Genomic DNA, 15,912 nt, shown 5'->3' on the forward strand with positions numbered 1-15,912 from the left:
TTACTGCATGAATTTTACTTCAGTTAGTCACTCTTCAAGACTTGATATTTTTTTGCATCCGAAGATGCTGGATATCGTCTTGTGGAGTGCCCACACAGATTGTCTGATAAATTGTTAAAGAGCAGTGCCGAGAAACTCATCGGCGCGGGCTGCGTATATTACGCTTTTCACCCGGAGAGTCAAGCGTTTATTTCGCTTTCTTCTCGCTGACCCGGCGGCTTGTCAGTCGTTGTTCCCGGTCAGTGGAGGCGCATTATAGGGAGTTCTCGGCAGGCCGCAACCCCTAAATGCAAAAAACTTTTCAAGCGCGGATTTTTTCGGCAAAAGAGCGAAAAAGCGGCGAATTTATGTCACTTTTTCAGGCAAACAGCCATAAAAGCTGGCGATCACTGGAGTAAAATAGAAGAAACGAAGTCAGTAAGGATCCGCAGCCATGCCATTAAATGCACAACAACAGGCCGCCCAACGCAATCTTTCTTATCTGCTTGCAGAGAAACTCGGCCAACAAATTCTGGCAGGCGATTATCAGGCCGGCAGCATCCTGCCCGGTGAAATGGAACTGGGCGAGCAATTCGGCGTCAGCCGCACCGCGGTGCGCGAAGCGGTAAAGATGTTAGCCGCCAAAGGCATGTTGTTGCCGCGCCCGCGCATTGGCACCCGCGTGATGCCGCAAAGCCAATGGAATTTCCTCGATCAGGATTTACTGACCTGGTGGATGACGCGGGAAAACTTCGATCAGGTGATGCAACACTTCCTTATATTGCGCACTTCGTTGGAACCGCAGGCCTGCGCGTTGGCGGCAGACCACGCCAGCCCACAGCAAACCAAACTGCTGGCGGAACTGATGGCGGAGATGCGCGCGCTGCATACCCAGTTTGATCGCGAGCGCTGGATCCAGGTCGATACCCAATTCCACCAGCTCATCTACGAGGCCAGCGGTAATCCGTTCCTGACCTCGTTCGCCAACCTGTTCAGTTCGGTGTATCAGAGTTACTTCCGCGCCATTACAGGCAATGAAGTGATCAAGCTGCGCCACCATCAGGCTATCGTCGATGCGATACTCGCCGGAGACAGCGCAGGCGCTCTCGTCGCCTGCCAAGTTTTGCTGAAAGAGAAAGACTAGACACGCTCCCCGCTTATAGATAGAAGAAAGAGATGAGGGAGAGACGACCATTTAACCAGGACCGACCATGACCCAATCCGCGCGCAGTATGGCAGGACTCCCGTGGATCGCCGCAATGGCGTTCTTTATGCAGGCGCTGGACGCCACCATCCTCAACACGGCGCTGCCGGCGATCGCCCACAGCCTGGGGCACTCGCCGCTGGCGATGCAATCTGCCGTCATCAGCTATACGCTGACGGTGGCGATGCTGATCCCGGTCAGCGGTTGGCTGGCGGACCGCTTCGGCACCCGCCGCGTGTTCATCTTCGCCGTCACGTTATTCACCCTTGGTTCGCTGTTGTGCGCCCTCTCCCCCACGTTGAGCGTGCTGGTTGCCTCTCGCGTGCTGCAGGGCATCGGCGGCGCGATGATGATGCCGGTCGCGCGACTGGCGCTGCTGCGCGCCTACCCGCGCAGCGAACTGCTGCCGGTGCTGAACTTCGTCACCATGCCCGGCCTGGTCGGGCCGATTCTGGGGCCGCTGCTGGGCGGCTGGCTGGTGACCTACGCCACCTGGCATTGGATTTTCCTGATCAATATCCCTATCGGCCTGCTCGGCATCTTCTATGCGCGCAAATACATGCCGGACTTCACCACGCCCAAGCGCCGCTTCGATTTTCTGGGCTTTATGCTGTTCGGGCTGAGCCTGGTGCTGATCTCCACCGGGCTGGAACTGTTTGGCGAGCGGGTACTGGCGAGCTACGTTTCGCTGGGCATTCTGCTCAGCGGCTTCGTGATGCTGTTCGGCTACATCGCGCACGCCCGCCGTCATCCCCAGCCGCTGATCGGCCTCGACCTGTTCAAAACCCGCACCTTCTCGGTCGGCATCGCCGGCAACGTCGCATCCAGGTTGGGCACCGGCTGCGTGCCGTTTTTGATGCCGCTCATGCTGCAGGTGGGATTTGGCTACACGGCGATCGTCGCCGGCTGCATGATGGCGCCGACCGCCATCGGCTCGCTGATGGCGAAATCCACCGTCACTCAGGTGTTGCGCTGGTTCGGCTACCGTAAAACGCTAGTCGGCATCACCGTTATCATCGGAGCGCTGATCGCGCAGTTCGCCCTGCAGAGCCCAGGCATGCCGCTGTGGCTGATGATCCTGCCGCTGTTCGTACTGGGCATGGCGATGTCCACCCAGTTCACCGCCATGAATACCATCAGCCTGGCGGATTTGAACGACGCCAACGCCAGCGCCGGCAACAGCGTCCTGGCGGTCACCCAACAGCTGTCCATCAGTTTCGGCGTAGCGATCAGCGCGGCGGTGCTGCGTTTTTACGAATCCCTGTCGTTAGGCACGATGATCGACCACTTCCATTACACCTTTATCACCATGGGGATCGTCACCGTGGCGTCGGCGCTGGTATTTATGTTGCTGAGAAGGAAAGATGGCCGCAACTTGATCAGCGGCCAGGAAAGCAAGAAAGAAGCGAAGGCGGCCAGTTAACGGCGGCCCACCGAGGCGCGTTCCACCAGCTCGGGCGTCAGCACCAGCACCTGGGGCGCGCGCTCCGGGTTTTGCAGGCGGTTGATCAGCGCATCGATCGCCAGCTCGCCCAGCGAATCCTTCGGTTGATGAATGGTGCTCAACGGCGGCGCCAGATAACGCGCCAGTTCAATGTCATCATACCCCATCACCGCCATATCCTGCGGCACGGAAAGCCCGGCCTGATACAGCGCCTGATAAACGCCTACCGCCACCGCGTCGTTGCCGGCGAACACCGCATGCGGCGGCTCTTTCAGCGCCAGCAGCTGGCGCATGGCGGTCACGCCGCCTTCAAACTCAAAGTCGCAATGCACTTCATACCCTTTCGGAACCGGTAATCCGGCGCGACGCATCGCGTTGCGATAACCTTCCAGCCGGTGACGAGCGGTGGTTTTGTCCTGCGGGCCGGCGATGCAGGCGATCTTGCGGTAGCCGCGGGCGATCAGATGATCGGTCGCCATCTCGCCGCCCAGCAGCGAGTTATCCTGAATAATGTCGTTCGCGCCCTCGAACGGCGCCCAGTCCATCATCACGATCGGCAATGACGGGTAGCGACTCAGGGCATCCTGAGATGGCCGGTGATTTTCGGTGCACATCAACAGCAAACCGTCGACGCGCTTTTGCAGCAGCGTCTCCATACTGCGGTTCATGCGCGCGGCGTCTTCTTCGGTATTGCACAGGATCAGACTGTAGCCGCGTTCATAGCAGCTGCGCTCCACGCCGCGCACCACTTCAGCATAAAACGGGTTGTTGCTGGCGGTCACCAGCATGCCGATGGTGCGGGTCTGATTGAGCTTCAGGCTGCGCGCCAGCGCAGAAGGCGCATAGTTCAACTGTTCCACGGCCGCCATGACCTTGTCGCGCACGCTGTCGCTGACAAAGCGATTGTTGTTGACCACATGCGAAACGGTAGAGGTTGAAACGCCCGCCAGGCGGGCGACATCTTTCATGGTGGCCAAAGGATCACCCCTGTTGCTGCAAGAAAGCGTCGATCTCTTCACGCCACGGCACCGAAGGCTGCGCGCCGGGGCGGGTGACGGCGATCGCCGCCGCCGCATGGGCGAAACGCACCGCGTCGGCCATGATCTTACCTTCCAACAGAGCAGTGACCAGCGCGCCGTTAAAGGTATCGCCGGCGGCGATGGTATCCACCGCTTGCACTTTGAAGCCGGGCACCCGTTTGCCGTTGCCGTTTTCGCTCAGCCACACGCCGCGGCTGCCGAGGGTGATGATCACCGTCGCGATGCCTTTGTCGTGCAGCGCCTGCGCCGCGCGCGCCGCATCGGCGTCGCTGTCCACAGCGATGCCGGTCAGGCGCTGCGCTTCGGTTTCATTCGGGGTGATCATATCAATCATCCCCAGCAGCTCGTCCGGCAGCTCGCGCGCCGGGGCCGGGTTGAGGATCACCTGCGTTTGATGTTGCTTGGCCAAGCGGGCGGCGGCGATCACCGTCTCCAGCGGCGACTCCAGCTGCATCAGCAGGGCGTCGGCGTCGGTGACTTTTTGCCGGTAGCGCGCCAGGTAATCCGGCGTCACCGCGGCGTTGGCGCCGGCATTGATGCCGATCACGTTCTCGCCTTCGGCGTTGACGAAGATCAGCGCCACGCCGGTGGTGCTGTCGGCGATGGCTTCAATCGGTTGGGTATCAATGCGATCGCTCGCCAGCTGCCGGCGGACACGCTCGCCGATATCGTCGGCGCCCACGCAGGCGATAAAGGCGATCTCCGCCCCACTGCGCCCGGCCGCCACCGCCTGATTCGCGCCCTTGCCGCCAAACGCCACCTTATACTGCTTCCCGATCACCGTTTCGCCCGGGTGGGGGAATTGTTCAATATTGAGGATATGGTCGGCATTGATGCTGCCCAGAACCACCAGCTTACCTGTTTCCATCGCATTGATTCCTGAATTGCGCGCCATCGTAAACGCCCCGTCCCGATGGCGCTGGTATGACTTACTGAGTGACCAGTTTCAAATCGACCGGAATGGTCGCCGGCACTTTTTCGCCTTTCAGCACTTTATCGGCGGTTTCCACGCCTATCACGCCGATCTGATCGGGACGCTGCGCCACGGTCGCCGCCAGCTTGCCGCCTTCAACCGCTTTCACGCCGTCGGCGGTGCCGTCGAAGCCTACCACGATCACGTCGGTTTTACCGGCGGTTTGCAGCGCACGCAGCGCGCCCAGCGCCATTTCATCGTTCTGGGCAAATACCGCCTGCACATCCGGGTGAGCGGTCAGCAGGTTCTGCATCACGTTCAGGCCCTTGGTGCGGTCGAAATCGGCCGGCTGGCTGGCCAGCAGCTTGAATTTATTCTGATCCAGCGACTGTTTAAAGCCTTCGCCGCGTTCCCGCGCGGCGGAGGTGCCGGCAATGCCTTCCAGCTGAATCACCTTGGCGTCGGCGCCCGCTTTCTTGGCGATGAAGTCGCCGGCCATTTTGCCGCCCACGCGGTTATCCGAAGCGATATGGCTCACCACGTCACCCTTGCTCGCCACGCGGTCCAGCGTGATGACCGGGATCTTAGCCTGGTTGGCCATCTTGATGGCGTTGCCCACCGCATCGGAGTCAGTCGGGTTGATCAACAGCAGCTTGGGCGCCCGCACCATCAGATCCTGCACGTTGGCCAGCTCTTTCGCCGGGTTGTTTTGGGAATCCAGCACCACCAGGTTATAACCCAGCTTGTTGGCCTCTTGCTGCGCCCCATCCTTCATCGAGACGAAGAACGGGTTGTTGAGGGTGGACACCACCAGCGCGATGGTGTCTTTGGCCATGGCATTGGCGCTCAGGGTGGCGCTCAACGCGATGGCGGAAGCTAAGGTTGCCAGTTTTTTCATTTTCATCATCGTGATTCCTGTAGGGGGAGGTTACTTGTTGCTTTTGTTATCTACCAGAACCGCCAGCAGTATCACCACTGCCTTCACGATCATTTGGTAGTAGGAAGAAACACCCAGTAAATTCAGGCCGTTGTTCAGAAAACCGAGGATCAGCGCCCCGATCAGCGTGCCGACGATGCGTCCCTTGCCGCCAGCCAGGCTGGTGCCGCCCAGCACCACGGCGGCGATGGCGTCCAGCTCATAGCCGGTGCCGGCGGTCGGCTGCGCCGACGAGAGGCGCGCCACTTCGATCACCCCCGCCAGCGCCGCCAGCAGGCCGCACAGCGAATAGACGATAATTTTCACTTTATCGACGCTGATACCGGACAGGCGTGTCGCCGCTTCATTGCCGCCCAGGGCATAAATATAGCGGCCCAGGCGCGTATGGTGCAGCATATACCAGGCGGCGATGAACACGATCGCCATGATCCAGATCGGCGTAGGCACGCCCAGCGGACGGCCGATGCCGAACCAACCAAAGGTGTCGGCCACGTCGGTGAAACCGGTATTGATCGGGCTGCCGTTGGTGTACACCATGGTGACGCCGCGCAGCAGCAGCATCATCACCAGCGTAGCGATAAAGGCTTGCACCTTGCCTTTGGAGACGATCACCCCGGTGCAGGCGCCAATCGCGGCGCCCAGCGCCAAGGCCGCCGCCACCGCCACCAGCGCGTTGACTTCAAAGCCGACGATCGACGCCGCCACCGCGCCGGTCAGGGCCAGCAGCGATCCCACCGACAGATCGATGCCGGAAGTGAGGATCACCAGCGTCATCCCCACCGCCATAATGGCGTTGACCGAGGTCTGCTGCAGAATATTGAACAGGTTGTTCAGGGTGAAGAAGTTCGGGCTCATGGAAGAGACCACGGCGATCAGCACCAGCAGCGCAATCAACGACTTCTGCTCTAACAGCCACTCTTTACTGAACCAGCGCTTAGCTGCGATAGTCTGGGAACTCATATCTGATTACTCCTGCTTTACGCCGTATTGCTTGCCGACGGCTGCCGCCATCAACGCTTCCTGGGTGGCCTGTTCAATCGGGAACTCGCCGCTGAGATGCCCTTCGTGCATCACCAGAATGCGATCGCTCATGCCCATCACCTCCGGCATTTCCGAAGACACCAGAATGATGCTCAGCCCTTCCTGCTTGAACTGGTTGATTAACTGATAGATCTCTTTTTTCGCCCCGACATCGACGCCGCGCGTCGGCTCATCGAGGATCAGCACCTTCGGCCGGGTCATCAGGCCGCGGGCGATCGCCACTTTCTGCTGATTACCGCCGGAAAGCAGACCTATCGGCTGCTCCATCGACGGCGTTTTGATATTGAACAGGCGGATGAAGTCCCCCACCGCCTGCCGCTCGTCGGCCTGTTTCAGGCTGCCGTCAGCGCGGCTGAAGTAGCGCAGCGCGGTCAGAGACATGTTTTCCTTTACCGACATGCCCAGCACCAGGCCGTCGCGCTTACGGTCTTCCGAGATATAGACGATGCCGTTCGCCAATCCATCCTGCGGCGAATGGGTGACTACCTCGCGGCCGTCGAGGTTGACGGTGCCGGCCTTGCGCGGCGCGGCGCCGTACAGAATCTTCATCAATTCGGTGCGCCCGGCGCCCATCAAGCCGGCCACGCCGAGGATCTCACCGCGATACAGCGTAAAGCTGACGTCTTCAACGCCGGGTCCGGAAAGATGACTGACTTCCAGCCGCTTTTCCCCGCGCGGTAAATCAAGGCGCGGGTATTGTTCTTCCAGCTTGCGACCGACCATCATTTCAATCAGCGAATCTTCCTGCAGCTCGCTCACCGGCCGCTCGGCGATGAACTGCCCGTCGCGAAATACCGTCACGTCGTCGCAGATTTCAAAGATCTCTTTCAGACGGTGCGAGATATAGACGATGCCGCGCCCTTCGGCCTTCAGCTCGTTGATCACCTTGAACAGCGAGGCGGTTTCGGTGTCGGTCAGCGCATCGGTCGGTTCGTCCATGATGATCACTTTCGATTCGAAGCTCAGCACCTTGGCAATTTCCACCATCTGCTGATCGCCAATCGACAGCTCACCCACCAGCCGGTGGCTGCTGTAGCGCAGGTTGAGGCGCGCCAGCAAGCGATCGGCCTCGGCGTACATGCGCTTCCAGTCAATGCGGCCGAAACGGTTGACGAACTCGCGGCCGAGGAAGATGTTTTCCGCAATCGTCAGCTGCGGGATCAGGTTCAGCTCCTGATGAATAATGCCGATGCCCGCTTCCTGCGAATCTTTAGGCCCGTTGAACGCCACCTCTTTACCGAGAAAATACTGACTGCCGGCGTCTTTCTGATAGATGCCGGTCAGCACTTTCATCATGGTGGACTTCCCGGCGCCGTTTTCCCCCACCAGCGCCATCACCTTGCCGGGATAAACGCTGAGAGCGGCGCCGGAAAGCGCCTTCACGCCGGGAAAGGCTTTATCAATCCCTTTCAGTTGCAGTAAAGGTTGCATAAACGCCTCAGAAAGTTACGCCGGCGCACAGGATCACGTTCGCGTAAGGCGAACACTCCCCACTGCGGATCACCGCCCGGCTGTGCTCGGTTTGCGCTTTAAACGCCTGATGGCTGATATAACGCACGCCGATGGTATTGCCCTGGCGTTGGCCCAGTGCGGTCAGTTCAGCCAACAATGCCTCGTGGAGCGACGGATTTTGTTTCACGATTTCTTCCGCCAGGATGGCGCTTTCTACCTGCATCTCTTGCGTGACCGCCGCGAACACCTGCATGAAGGTCGGCACGCCCTGCGTCAGCGCCAGATCGATGCGCTGCGTCGCCGCCGGTATCGGCAAACCCGCATCGCACAAGGTGAGCTGATCGGTATGCCCCAGCCGGGCAATCACGGCAGACACGTCGGAATTCAGTAATACGCCTTTTTTCATCTTCTCACTCCGCTAGCGAAACGTTTCGCTCTCTGGATGAGTGTAAAAAAACGGCAGGGGAAGGCAACCCGGACAATGCAGAAGTGTGATCGTCATCGAAACGTTTCGTTCGCGCACGGAGAAAGCGCAAACAAAAGGGGCTCAGCCTAGCTGAGCCCCTGTCAGGCGGGTTAGATCTCGACCTGCGTGCCGAGCTCGATGACCCGGTTCGGCGGGATTTCGAACTGATCCGGCGCGCGCAGCGCATTGCGGCTCAGAGCAACGAACAGTTTGCCGCGCAGGTAGAGGTACCATGGCCGCTTGGTGAGGATCAGCGATTCATGGGACATGAAGAACGACGTCTCCGACATGCGGCACGGCAACCCTTCCAGCCCGCAGCGGTGGAACACTTCCTCCACGTTCGGCGTTTCGCGCCAGCCGTAGCTGGCCACCACCCGCCAGAAGGTCGGCGACAGCTGCTCGATGGTCACCCGGCGCACGTTGTGCACGTAAGGCGCATCCTCGGTGCGCAGCGTCAGCAGCACCACGCGCTCGTGCAGCACCTTGTTGTGCTTCAGGTTATGCAACAGCGCAAAAGGAATGACGTTGGTGGCGCGCGACAAGAAGACCGCGGTGCCCGGCACCCGTACCGGCGGCGATTTCTCCAGCGAGGCAATCATCGCCTCCAGCGAGTTGCCGTGCTCATGCAGACGACGCAACAGGCGGAAACGCTCGCTCTTCCAGGTAGTCATAATGATGAACATCACCAGCGCCAGGGTCAGCGGCAGCCAGCCGCCGGAGAACAGCTTCAGGGCGTTGGCGGAGAACATCGGCACGTCGATGATCAGTAAGATGGTTACGATGCCGATCGCCAGGAAGCGGTTCCAGTGCCAGTTATTAATCGCCACCGAAGTGACCAGAATGCTGGTCAGCACCATGGTGCCGGTGACGGCGATGCCGTACGCCGCCGCCAGGTTGCTGGAGTGTTCGAAGCCGATGATCACCAGCACCACCGAGATATACAGCATCCAGTTGATCACCGGAATGTAGATCTGGCCGGATTCCATTTCCGAGGTGTGAATGATGCGCATCGGCGACAAATACCCCAGGCGCACCGCCTGGCGAGTCAGCGAGAAGACGCCGGAAATCACCGCCTGCGAGGCGATGACCGTTGCCAGGGTTGCCAGAATCAGCAGCGGGATCAGCGCCCAGTCGGGCGCCAGCAGGAAGAATGGGTTTTTGATCGCTTCAGGGTTTTTCAGCAGCAACGCCCCCTGGCCGAAGTAGTTGAGCACCAGCGAAGGCAGCACCACGGTGAACCAGGCCAGGCGGATCGGGAACTTGCCGAAGTGCCCCATGTCGGCATACAGCGCCTCAACGCCGGTGATCGACAGCACCACCGCCCCCAGCGCGAAGAACGACACCTTCTTATATTCCATAAAGAAGTTGAGCGCCCATTTGGGATTCAGCGCCTGCAGCACTTCCGGGTTCGAAATGATGCTGCGCGCGCCCAGCACCGCCAACACGATGAACCACAACAGCATTACCGGGGCGAACAGCTTGCCGACGCTGCCGGTGCCGTGTTTTTGGATAACGAACAGCAGGGTCAGCACCAGAATCGAGAGCGGCACGATATAGGCGTCGAGCGCGGGCGCGGCGATTTCCAACCCCTCTATCGCCGACATCACCGAGATCGCCGGGGTGATCACCACCTCGCCATAGAAGAAGCTGCCGCCGATCAGGCCCAGTATCACCAGCACTGCGGTGGTGCGCGCCGAGGTATTGCGCCCGGCCAGCGACATCAGCGTCAAAATGCCGCCTTCGCCGGCGTTGTCCGCCCGCATCACGTAGGTGAGATATTTGAGGGAAACGATCACGATCAGCATCCAGAAAATCAGCGACAGGAAGCCGAAAACCACGTCTGGACGAACATCGAAGCCGTAATGGCCGGAGAAACACTCTCTCAACGTATAGAGAGGACTGGTGCCGATATCACCGTAGACCACGCCGATGGCAGCCAGGGTTACCGCCGATAGGGACTGCTTATGCTCTGCGCTCATAATTCGTTTCTTTATCAGAACATCCGTTAGCGATGCATCCGCATCAGGCAAAATACGGGCTCAAAGATCCGTCACGCCCACCAGAAAGCCGCACAGTATGCACCATTTATACGGCTTGCCTACCCTTATATCAGAGCCGAAAAATAAACAAAATGTGAACCGGATATCCGACTCAACTGAGAAAATTTTTACTAATCAATAAGCTATACCATTAAAAATAATGGTGGTTTATCATCGAATTATCGACCAAGATTGGCTAACTCTCGGACAATACGACGATTATATGACGCCATCATCCCTTCTGGCAGAACGAATTTCCCGCCTCAGCAGCGCGCTGGAGAGCGGCCTTTATGAGCGGCAAGAGGCGATCCGCCTGTGCCTGCTGGCGGCGCTGAGCGGCGAAAGCGTATTCTTGCTCGGCCCGCCCGGCATCGCCAAGAGCCTGATCGCGCGCCGGCTGAAGTTTGCCTTCCGCAACGCCCGCTCTTTTGAATACCTGATGACGCGCTTTTCAACGCCGGAAGAGGTCTTCGGCCCGCTCTCGATTCAGGCGCTGAAAGATGAAGGGCGCTATCAACGCCTGACCGCCGGCTATCTGCCAGAAGCGGAGATCGTGTTTCTGGACGAGATCTGGAAGGCCGGCCCGGCGATCCTCAACACCCTGCTGACGGCGATCAATGAACGGCGCTTTCGCAACGGCAACAGCGAAGAACCGATCCCGCTGCGCCTGCTGGTCACCGCTTCCAACGAACTGCCCGAAGCGGACAACAGCCTCGAAGCCCTGTATGACCGCATGCTGATTCGCCTGTGGCTGGACAAGGTGCAGGATAAACAGAATTTCCGCTCGCTGCTGGTCAACCGCCAGAGCGAAAGCCAAAACCCGGTGCCGGCGGCGCTGAGCGTCAGCGACGAAGAGTTTCTGCAGTGGCAGCCGCAGATCGATAAGGTGGCGCTGCCGGAAGCCTGCTTTGAGCTGATTTTCCAGCTGCGCCAGCGGCTGGACGCGCTGGAACAGGCGCCGTACGTCTCCGATCGACGCTGGAAGAAAGCCCTGCGCCTGCTGCAGGCCTGCGCCTTCTTCAGCGGCCGCGACGCCATCGCCCCGCTCGATCTGATGCTGTTGAAAGACTGCCTGTGGCACGATCTCACCTCGCTGAAGCTGCTGCAACAGCAGATCGATCAACTGCTGACCGAATCGGCCTATCAGCAGCAGTCGATGTTGATCCAACTGCAACAGATCCATACCCGCTGGATGCAGGACCAGCAGCAACAAAGCGACCGACAGGCCATCAGCCTGGTGAAAAAAGGCGGGATGTTCAGCCGCAAACCGCAATACGCGCCGGCCACGCCGTTCGCCGGCGGCACCCTCACCCTGCTGCTGCAAAAACCGCTGCAGCTGCATGACATTCAGGTCAATCATCTGAGCATCGAAAGCAGCGCGCTGGACAACTGGCTGCAAAAAGGCGGCGACGTGCGCGCCAAGTTGAACGGCATCGGCTTTGCGCAGCCGATCGACCTGGAAGTGGACGATCAACTGCACCTCACGGTGTTGGACGTCAGCCGTCAGCCGTCGCTGCTGGCGCTGCCGGGCAAACAGGCTACCGCTACGCCGCAGGCGCTGCTGGATGAAATGGACGCATTGGCCCAGCGCCTGGCGGAGCAGCGCCGCGCCTTCAGCCAACATCAGCCCTGCCTGTTCACGTCCGCCGCCGGTCTGGCCAAGATCGAAGCCAGTCTGCTGCAGGTCGCGGAACAGGTTAAACAGCAACAGCAGCAAATGCGCGGCCAGTAACCATGCTCAGTCTGGAGACGCTCGATCTGCTGCTGGCGATCACCGAAGGCGAGATGATCGAGGAGATGATCGTCGGCATGCTGGCCGCGCCGCAGCTGTCGGTATTCTTTAAAAAGTTTCCGGCCCTACGGCGGGCGCTGGATCGCGATCTGCCGCGCTGGAAGCTGCAGCTAAAGGAGCGTTTGCAGGAGGCCATGGTGCCGCCGGCGCTGGCGCAGGAATTTTACCGCTACCAACAGTGCCAACTGGAGAACAATACCCAGTTCTATCACAACCTCAACGACACGATGGAGCTGCTGCGCCAGCTGGTTTCCCCGTTTTATGAACAGGCGCGCGCGCTGGTGGACGCCGCCGATCTGCCCAATCATCCGTTGGACGACAGTTTTCAAACGCTGTTTCTGCAGCGCTGGCGCATCAGCCTGACGCTACAGGCCACCATGTTGCACCACCAGCTGCTGGAACAAGAGCGTGAGCAGCTGATGGCGGAACTGCAGGAACGCCTGGCGCTGAGCGGCGCGCTGGAACCGCTGCTGTCGGAAAACGACACCGCCGCCGGCAGGCTGTGGGACATGAGCAAAGGCCAGCTGCAGCGCGGCGATTACCAGCGGCTGGTGGAGTACGGCAACTTTTTGCAGCAGCAGCCGGAGCTGAAAAAGCTGGCGCAACAGCTGGGCCGCAGCTATCAGGCCAAAGCGGTGCAGCAACAGGACGCGCAGCCGGAGCCGTTCAGGGTTATGGTGCAGGTGCCGGCCACGCTGCCGGAAGAAGTGAGCGGCATTCATCAAAGCGACGACATTCTGCGCCTGCTGCCGCCGGAGCTGGCGACGCTGGGGATTGAAGAGCTGGAATTCGAGTTTTATCGCCGCCTGCTGGAAAAGCGACTGCTGAGCTACCGCCTGCAGGGCGACGTCTGGCAGGAACAGATCCTGATCCGTCAGGTCACCCATCAGCAGCAGGATCAGCAGCCGCGCGGGCCGTTTATCGTCTGCGTGGACACCTCAGGATCGATGGGCGGCTTCAACGAACAGTGCGCCAAGGCGTTCTGTCTGGCGCTGCTGCGCATTGCGCTGGCGGACAACCGCCGCTGCTACATCATGCTGTTCGCCAACCAGATCGTGCATTACGAACTCACCGCCGCCAGCGGCATTGAGCAGGCGGTGCGTTTTCTCGGCCAGCAGTTTCGCGGCGGCACCGATCTGGCGGCCTGCCTGAACGCCACCGTCACCAAAATGGCGGAGAGCGGCTGGTTCGATGCCGATGCGGTGATCATTTCTGATTTTATCGCCCAGCGGTTGCCGGAGGAGGTAGTAAAGAAGGTGAAACAGCAGCAGCAAAGCCACCAGCAGCGTTTCCACGCGGTGGCGATGTCCGCCTACGGCAAACCCGGCATCATGCGCATCTTCGATCACATCTGGCGCTTCGATACCGGGTTGAAAAGCCGGTTGATGCGCCGCTGGCGGCGCTAGGCGGAATCAGAGCAGGCCTTCAACCGCGCCGCGCACTTCCGGTGACCACACGCCGCACTGCACCTGGCCGATATGCGACAGCTGCAACAGCAACATCACCAAACGCGACTGACCGATGCCGCCGCCGATGGTCTGCGGCATATCGCCGCGCAGCAACGACTGATGCCATTCCAGCTTCATGCGATCTTCATCGCCGGTCAGCGCCAGCTGATGTTTCAGCGCCGCGGCGTCGACGCGGATGCCCATGGAAGAAAGCTCGAAAGCGTCCTGCAGCACCGGGTTCCACACCACGATATCGCCATTCAGGCCCGCCAGGCCATCCGCCGTCGGCGTGGTCCAGTCATCATAATCCGGCGCCCGCACATCGTGCGATTTGCCGTGCGACAGCTTGCCGCCGATGCCGATCAGGAACACCGCGCCCAGCTCTTTGGCGATCGCCCGCTCACGCCCTTTGGCGTCCAGATCCGGATAGCGCTGCAGCAGTGTTTCGCTGTGCACGAAGTGGATCTGTTCCGGCAGAAACGGGGTCAGGCCATGCTCACGGCTGACTTCCGCTTCCGTCGCCTTGATCGCGGCGTAAATGCTGCGCACGGTACTTTTCAGATAGTCCAGACCGCGCTCACCGTCGCCCATTACCCGCTCCCAGTCCCACTGATCGACGTACACCGAGTGGATTGGCGTCAGGCGGTCTTCATCCGGGCGCAGCGCCTTCATATGGGTATACAGGCCTTCGCCGGCACCGAAATCGTAGCTGCCCAGGGTTTTGCGTTTCCATTTCGCCAGTGAGTGCACCACTTCGAAGGTGGCGTCCGGCAAAGTTTTGACTTTGACCTGCACCGCTTTCTCGCTGCCGGAGAGGTTATCCTGCGTGCCGTCGCCCAGGCGGCTAAGGATCGGGGCCTGCACTTCGATCAGACCGAGCTGCTGTTCCAGCTGGCGGGAGAAGAAGGATTTGACCTGGCTGATTTGTTGTTGTTTTTGGATAAACTGTTTTTTCATTGCCGTATCTCTTGTAAACCTGTCTCTGTTGCCATCGATTAAGCAACAAAACGATACGCCAATTCAATATCCGTTAATCAATATTGCCTTTTCACTTTTAATCGTTCATTTTTACCCGGACTGAATTCAACAATCGTTAATTAATGGGGGATTAAATGGCGGAAATTTATCAGATCGATAATCTCGATCGCGGCATCCTCAACGCCCTGATGGACAATGCGCGCACACCGTACGCCGAACTGGCGAAAAACTTCGCCGTCAGCCCCGGCACCATTCACGTGCGGGTGGAGAAGATGAAACAGGCCGGGATCATCACCGGCGCGCGTATCGACGTCAGCCCCAAACAGCTGGGCTACGACGTGTGCTGCTTTATCGGCATCATATTAAAGAGCGCCAAGGACTACCCTTCGGCACTGAAGAAGCTGGAAAGCCTGGAAGAAGTGGTGGAAGCCTATTACACCACCGGCCACTACAGCGTCTTTATTAAAGTGATGTGCCGCTCGATCGATGCGTTGCAACAGGTACTTATCAACAAGATCCAGACCATCGACGAGATCCAGTCCACCGAAACGCTGATCTCGCTGCAGAACCCCATTATGCGCACCATCGTGCCGTAACCCGCCAAATTGCATACCCACATTATCCACAGGTAGATCCCAGCCGATTCACAGCGTACAATGCAGCCACTTTGAGTGAGAAGGTTGGGATCGTTGGTTCATGGCAGACATTACTCTGATCAGTGGCAGTACGCTTGGCAGCGCCGAATACGTGGCTGAACATTTGGCTGAAAAGCTGGAAGACGCCGGCTTCTCTACCGAGATGCTGCACGGCCCTGAACTGGATGAACTGCCGTTGAACGGCCGCTGGCTGGTGGTCTCTTCCACGCACGGTGCCGGCGAACTGCCGGATAACCTTCAGCCGCTGTTGGAACAGATCGCTGAGCAGCAGCCGGATCTTTCCGAGGTGCAGTTCGGCGCCGTCGGTTTAGGCAGTTCGGAATATGACACCTTCTGCGGTGCGATCAAACAGATCGACGATCTATTGATCGCCAGAGGCGCTAAAAGGATCGGCGATCGTCTCGAGATCGACGTGACCGAGCATGAAATTCCCGAGGATCCGGCCGAGGAATGGGTAAAAAACTGGATTAATTTACTCTAATTCGTCTAAAGATCGCGCGAACGATTGTGGATAACTAAGCTT

At 59.3% G+C, this 15,912-nt stretch carries 14 protein-coding genes; 6 read left to right on the plus strand and 8 right to left on the minus strand.

The window, feature by feature from the left end; translation table 11 throughout:
* The first annotated feature begins 433 nt into the window (after positions 1–433).
* Entirely contained in the window at positions 434–1,123 is a 690-nt protein-coding gene (locus ACSBQS_RS20095; RefSeq protein WP_033652336.1) for a FadR/GntR family transcriptional regulator, read from the plus strand.
* Between the two features lie 67 nt (positions 1,124–1,190).
* Positions 1,191–2,606, plus strand: coding sequence for a multidrug transporter subunit MdtD (gene mdtD, locus ACSBQS_RS20100; RefSeq protein ID WP_033645165.1), 1,416 nt, complete (start codon positions 1,191–1,193; stop codon positions 2,604–2,606).
* On the opposite strand, the gene rbsR is transcribed toward mdtD, so the two are convergent.
* The 7 genes from rbsR to kup all read right to left on the minus strand — a co-directional run bounded on the left by rbsR (position 2,603) and on the right by kup (position 10,455).
* Complete coding sequence (gene rbsR / locus ACSBQS_RS20105) at positions 2,603–3,604, minus strand: ribose operon transcriptional repressor RbsR (RefSeq protein WP_047026008.1); 1,002 nt, start codon at positions 3,602–3,604, stop codon at positions 2,603–2,605. The two genes, mdtD and rbsR, sit on opposite strands and share 4 nt — an antisense overlap.
* Before the next feature lie 4 nt (positions 3,605–3,608).
* The gene (gene rbsK / locus ACSBQS_RS20110; RefSeq protein ID WP_434991322.1) at positions 3,609–4,535 is read right to left on the minus strand and encodes a ribokinase; all 927 of its coding nucleotides are present in this window, start codon (positions 4,533–4,535) and stop codon (positions 3,609–3,611) included.
* 61 nt (positions 4,536–4,596) lie between these two features.
* The gene (rbsB, locus tag ACSBQS_RS20115) at positions 4,597–5,484 is read right to left on the minus strand and encodes a ribose ABC transporter substrate-binding protein RbsB (protein WP_025304729.1); all 888 of its coding nucleotides are present in this window, start codon (positions 5,482–5,484) and stop codon (positions 4,597–4,599) included.
* A 24-nt stretch (positions 5,485–5,508) separates the two neighbouring features.
* A complete protein-coding gene (rbsC, locus tag ACSBQS_RS20120) occupies positions 5,509–6,477 on the minus strand; it encodes a ribose ABC transporter permease (RefSeq protein ID WP_047026007.1) in 969 nt (322 codons plus the stop codon).
* 6 nt (positions 6,478–6,483) lie between these two features.
* On the minus strand, positions 6,484–7,989 hold the full coding sequence (rbsA, locus tag ACSBQS_RS20125; RefSeq protein ID WP_033652332.1) for a ribose ABC transporter ATP-binding protein RbsA: 1,506 nt from the start codon (positions 7,987–7,989) through the stop codon (positions 6,484–6,486).
* Between the two features lie 7 nt (positions 7,990–7,996).
* Positions 7,997–8,416, minus strand: coding sequence for a D-ribose pyranase (gene rbsD / locus ACSBQS_RS20130; RefSeq protein WP_033645162.1), 420 nt, complete (start codon positions 8,414–8,416; stop codon positions 7,997–7,999).
* Between the two features lie 170 nt (positions 8,417–8,586).
* The gene (kup, locus tag ACSBQS_RS20135; RefSeq protein WP_047026005.1) at positions 8,587–10,455 is read right to left on the minus strand and encodes a low affinity potassium transporter Kup; all 1,869 of its coding nucleotides are present in this window, start codon (positions 10,453–10,455) and stop codon (positions 8,587–8,589) included.
* A gap of 283 nt (positions 10,456–10,738) precedes the next feature.
* On the opposite strand from kup, the gene ravA reads away from it, so the two are divergent.
* Together ravA and viaA are read left to right on the plus strand one after the other, a co-directional pair.
* Complete coding sequence (ravA, locus tag ACSBQS_RS20140) at positions 10,739–12,247, plus strand: ATPase RavA (protein ID WP_089197564.1); 1,509 nt, start codon at positions 10,739–10,741, stop codon at positions 12,245–12,247.
* 2 nt (positions 12,248–12,249) lie between these two features.
* Complete coding sequence (viaA, locus tag ACSBQS_RS20145; protein WP_187048487.1) at positions 12,250–13,713, plus strand: ATPase RavA stimulator ViaA; 1,464 nt, start codon at positions 12,250–12,252, stop codon at positions 13,711–13,713.
* A 6-nt stretch (positions 13,714–13,719) separates the two neighbouring features.
* On the opposite strand, the gene asnA is transcribed toward viaA, so the two are convergent.
* Positions 13,720–14,712 carry an aspartate--ammonia ligase gene (gene asnA / locus ACSBQS_RS20150; protein WP_033645159.1) on the minus strand — a complete coding sequence of 331 codons (993 nt, stop codon included), beginning with the start codon at positions 14,710–14,712 and terminating at the stop codon, positions 13,720–13,722.
* Between the two features lie 155 nt (positions 14,713–14,867).
* Between asnA and asnC the strand changes: the two genes are divergently transcribed.
* The gene (gene asnC / locus ACSBQS_RS20155) at positions 14,868–15,329 is read left to right on the plus strand and encodes a transcriptional regulator AsnC (protein WP_004933786.1); all 462 of its coding nucleotides are present in this window, start codon (positions 14,868–14,870) and stop codon (positions 15,327–15,329) included.
* A 100-nt stretch (positions 15,330–15,429) separates the two neighbouring features.
* Positions 15,430–15,870, plus strand: coding sequence for an FMN-binding protein MioC (gene mioC, locus ACSBQS_RS20160; RefSeq protein ID WP_015379470.1), 441 nt, complete (start codon positions 15,430–15,432; stop codon positions 15,868–15,870).
* The last annotated feature ends 42 nt before the right edge of the window (positions 15,871–15,912 follow it).

The organism is Serratia sp. H402Y (assembly GCF_051172415.1).
GTDB lineage: Bacteria > Pseudomonadota > Gammaproteobacteria > Enterobacterales > Enterobacteriaceae > Serratia > Serratia ureilytica.

What these genes read in the sequence shown, in the direction of transcription:
- ACSBQS_RS20095 (WP_033652336.1), top strand. Translation starts at nt 434, where the DNA reads ATGCCATTAAATGCACAACAACAGGCCGCCCAACGCAATCTTTCTTAT.
- mdtD (WP_033645165.1), top strand. Translation starts at nt 1,191, where the DNA reads ATGACCCAATCCGCGCGCAGTATGGCAGGACTCCCGTGGATCGCCGCA.
- rbsK (WP_434991322.1), bottom strand. Translation starts at nt 4,535, where the DNA reads ATGGAAACAGGTAAGCTGGTGGTTCTGGGCAGCATCAATGCCGACCAT.
- rbsB (WP_025304729.1), bottom strand. Translation starts at nt 5,484, where the DNA reads ATGAAAATGAAAAAACTGGCAACCTTAGCTTCCGCCATCGCGTTGAGC.
- rbsC (WP_047026007.1), bottom strand. Translation starts at nt 6,477, where the DNA reads ATGAGTTCCCAGACTATCGCAGCTAAGCGCTGGTTCAGTAAAGAGTGG.
- rbsA (WP_033652332.1), bottom strand. Translation starts at nt 7,989, where the DNA reads ATGCAACCTTTACTGCAACTGAAAGGGATTGATAAAGCCTTTCCCGGC.
- rbsD (WP_033645162.1), bottom strand. Translation starts at nt 8,416, where the DNA reads ATGAAAAAAGGCGTATTACTGAATTCCGACGTGTCTGCCGTGATTGCC.
- kup (WP_047026005.1), bottom strand. Translation starts at nt 10,455, where the DNA reads ATGAGCGCAGAGCATAAGCAGTCCCTATCGGCGGTAACCCTGGCTGCC.
- ravA (WP_089197564.1), top strand. Translation starts at nt 10,739, where the DNA reads ATGACGCCATCATCCCTTCTGGCAGAACGAATTTCCCGCCTCAGCAGC.
- viaA (WP_187048487.1), top strand. Translation starts at nt 12,250, where the DNA reads ATGCTCAGTCTGGAGACGCTCGATCTGCTGCTGGCGATCACCGAAGGC.
- asnA (WP_033645159.1), bottom strand. Translation starts at nt 14,712, where the DNA reads ATGAAAAAACAGTTTATCCAAAAACAACAACAAATCAGCCAGGTCAAA.
- asnC (WP_004933786.1), top strand. Translation starts at nt 14,868, where the DNA reads ATGGCGGAAATTTATCAGATCGATAATCTCGATCGCGGCATCCTCAAC.
- mioC (WP_015379470.1), top strand. Translation starts at nt 15,430, where the DNA reads ATGGCAGACATTACTCTGATCAGTGGCAGTACGCTTGGCAGCGCCGAA.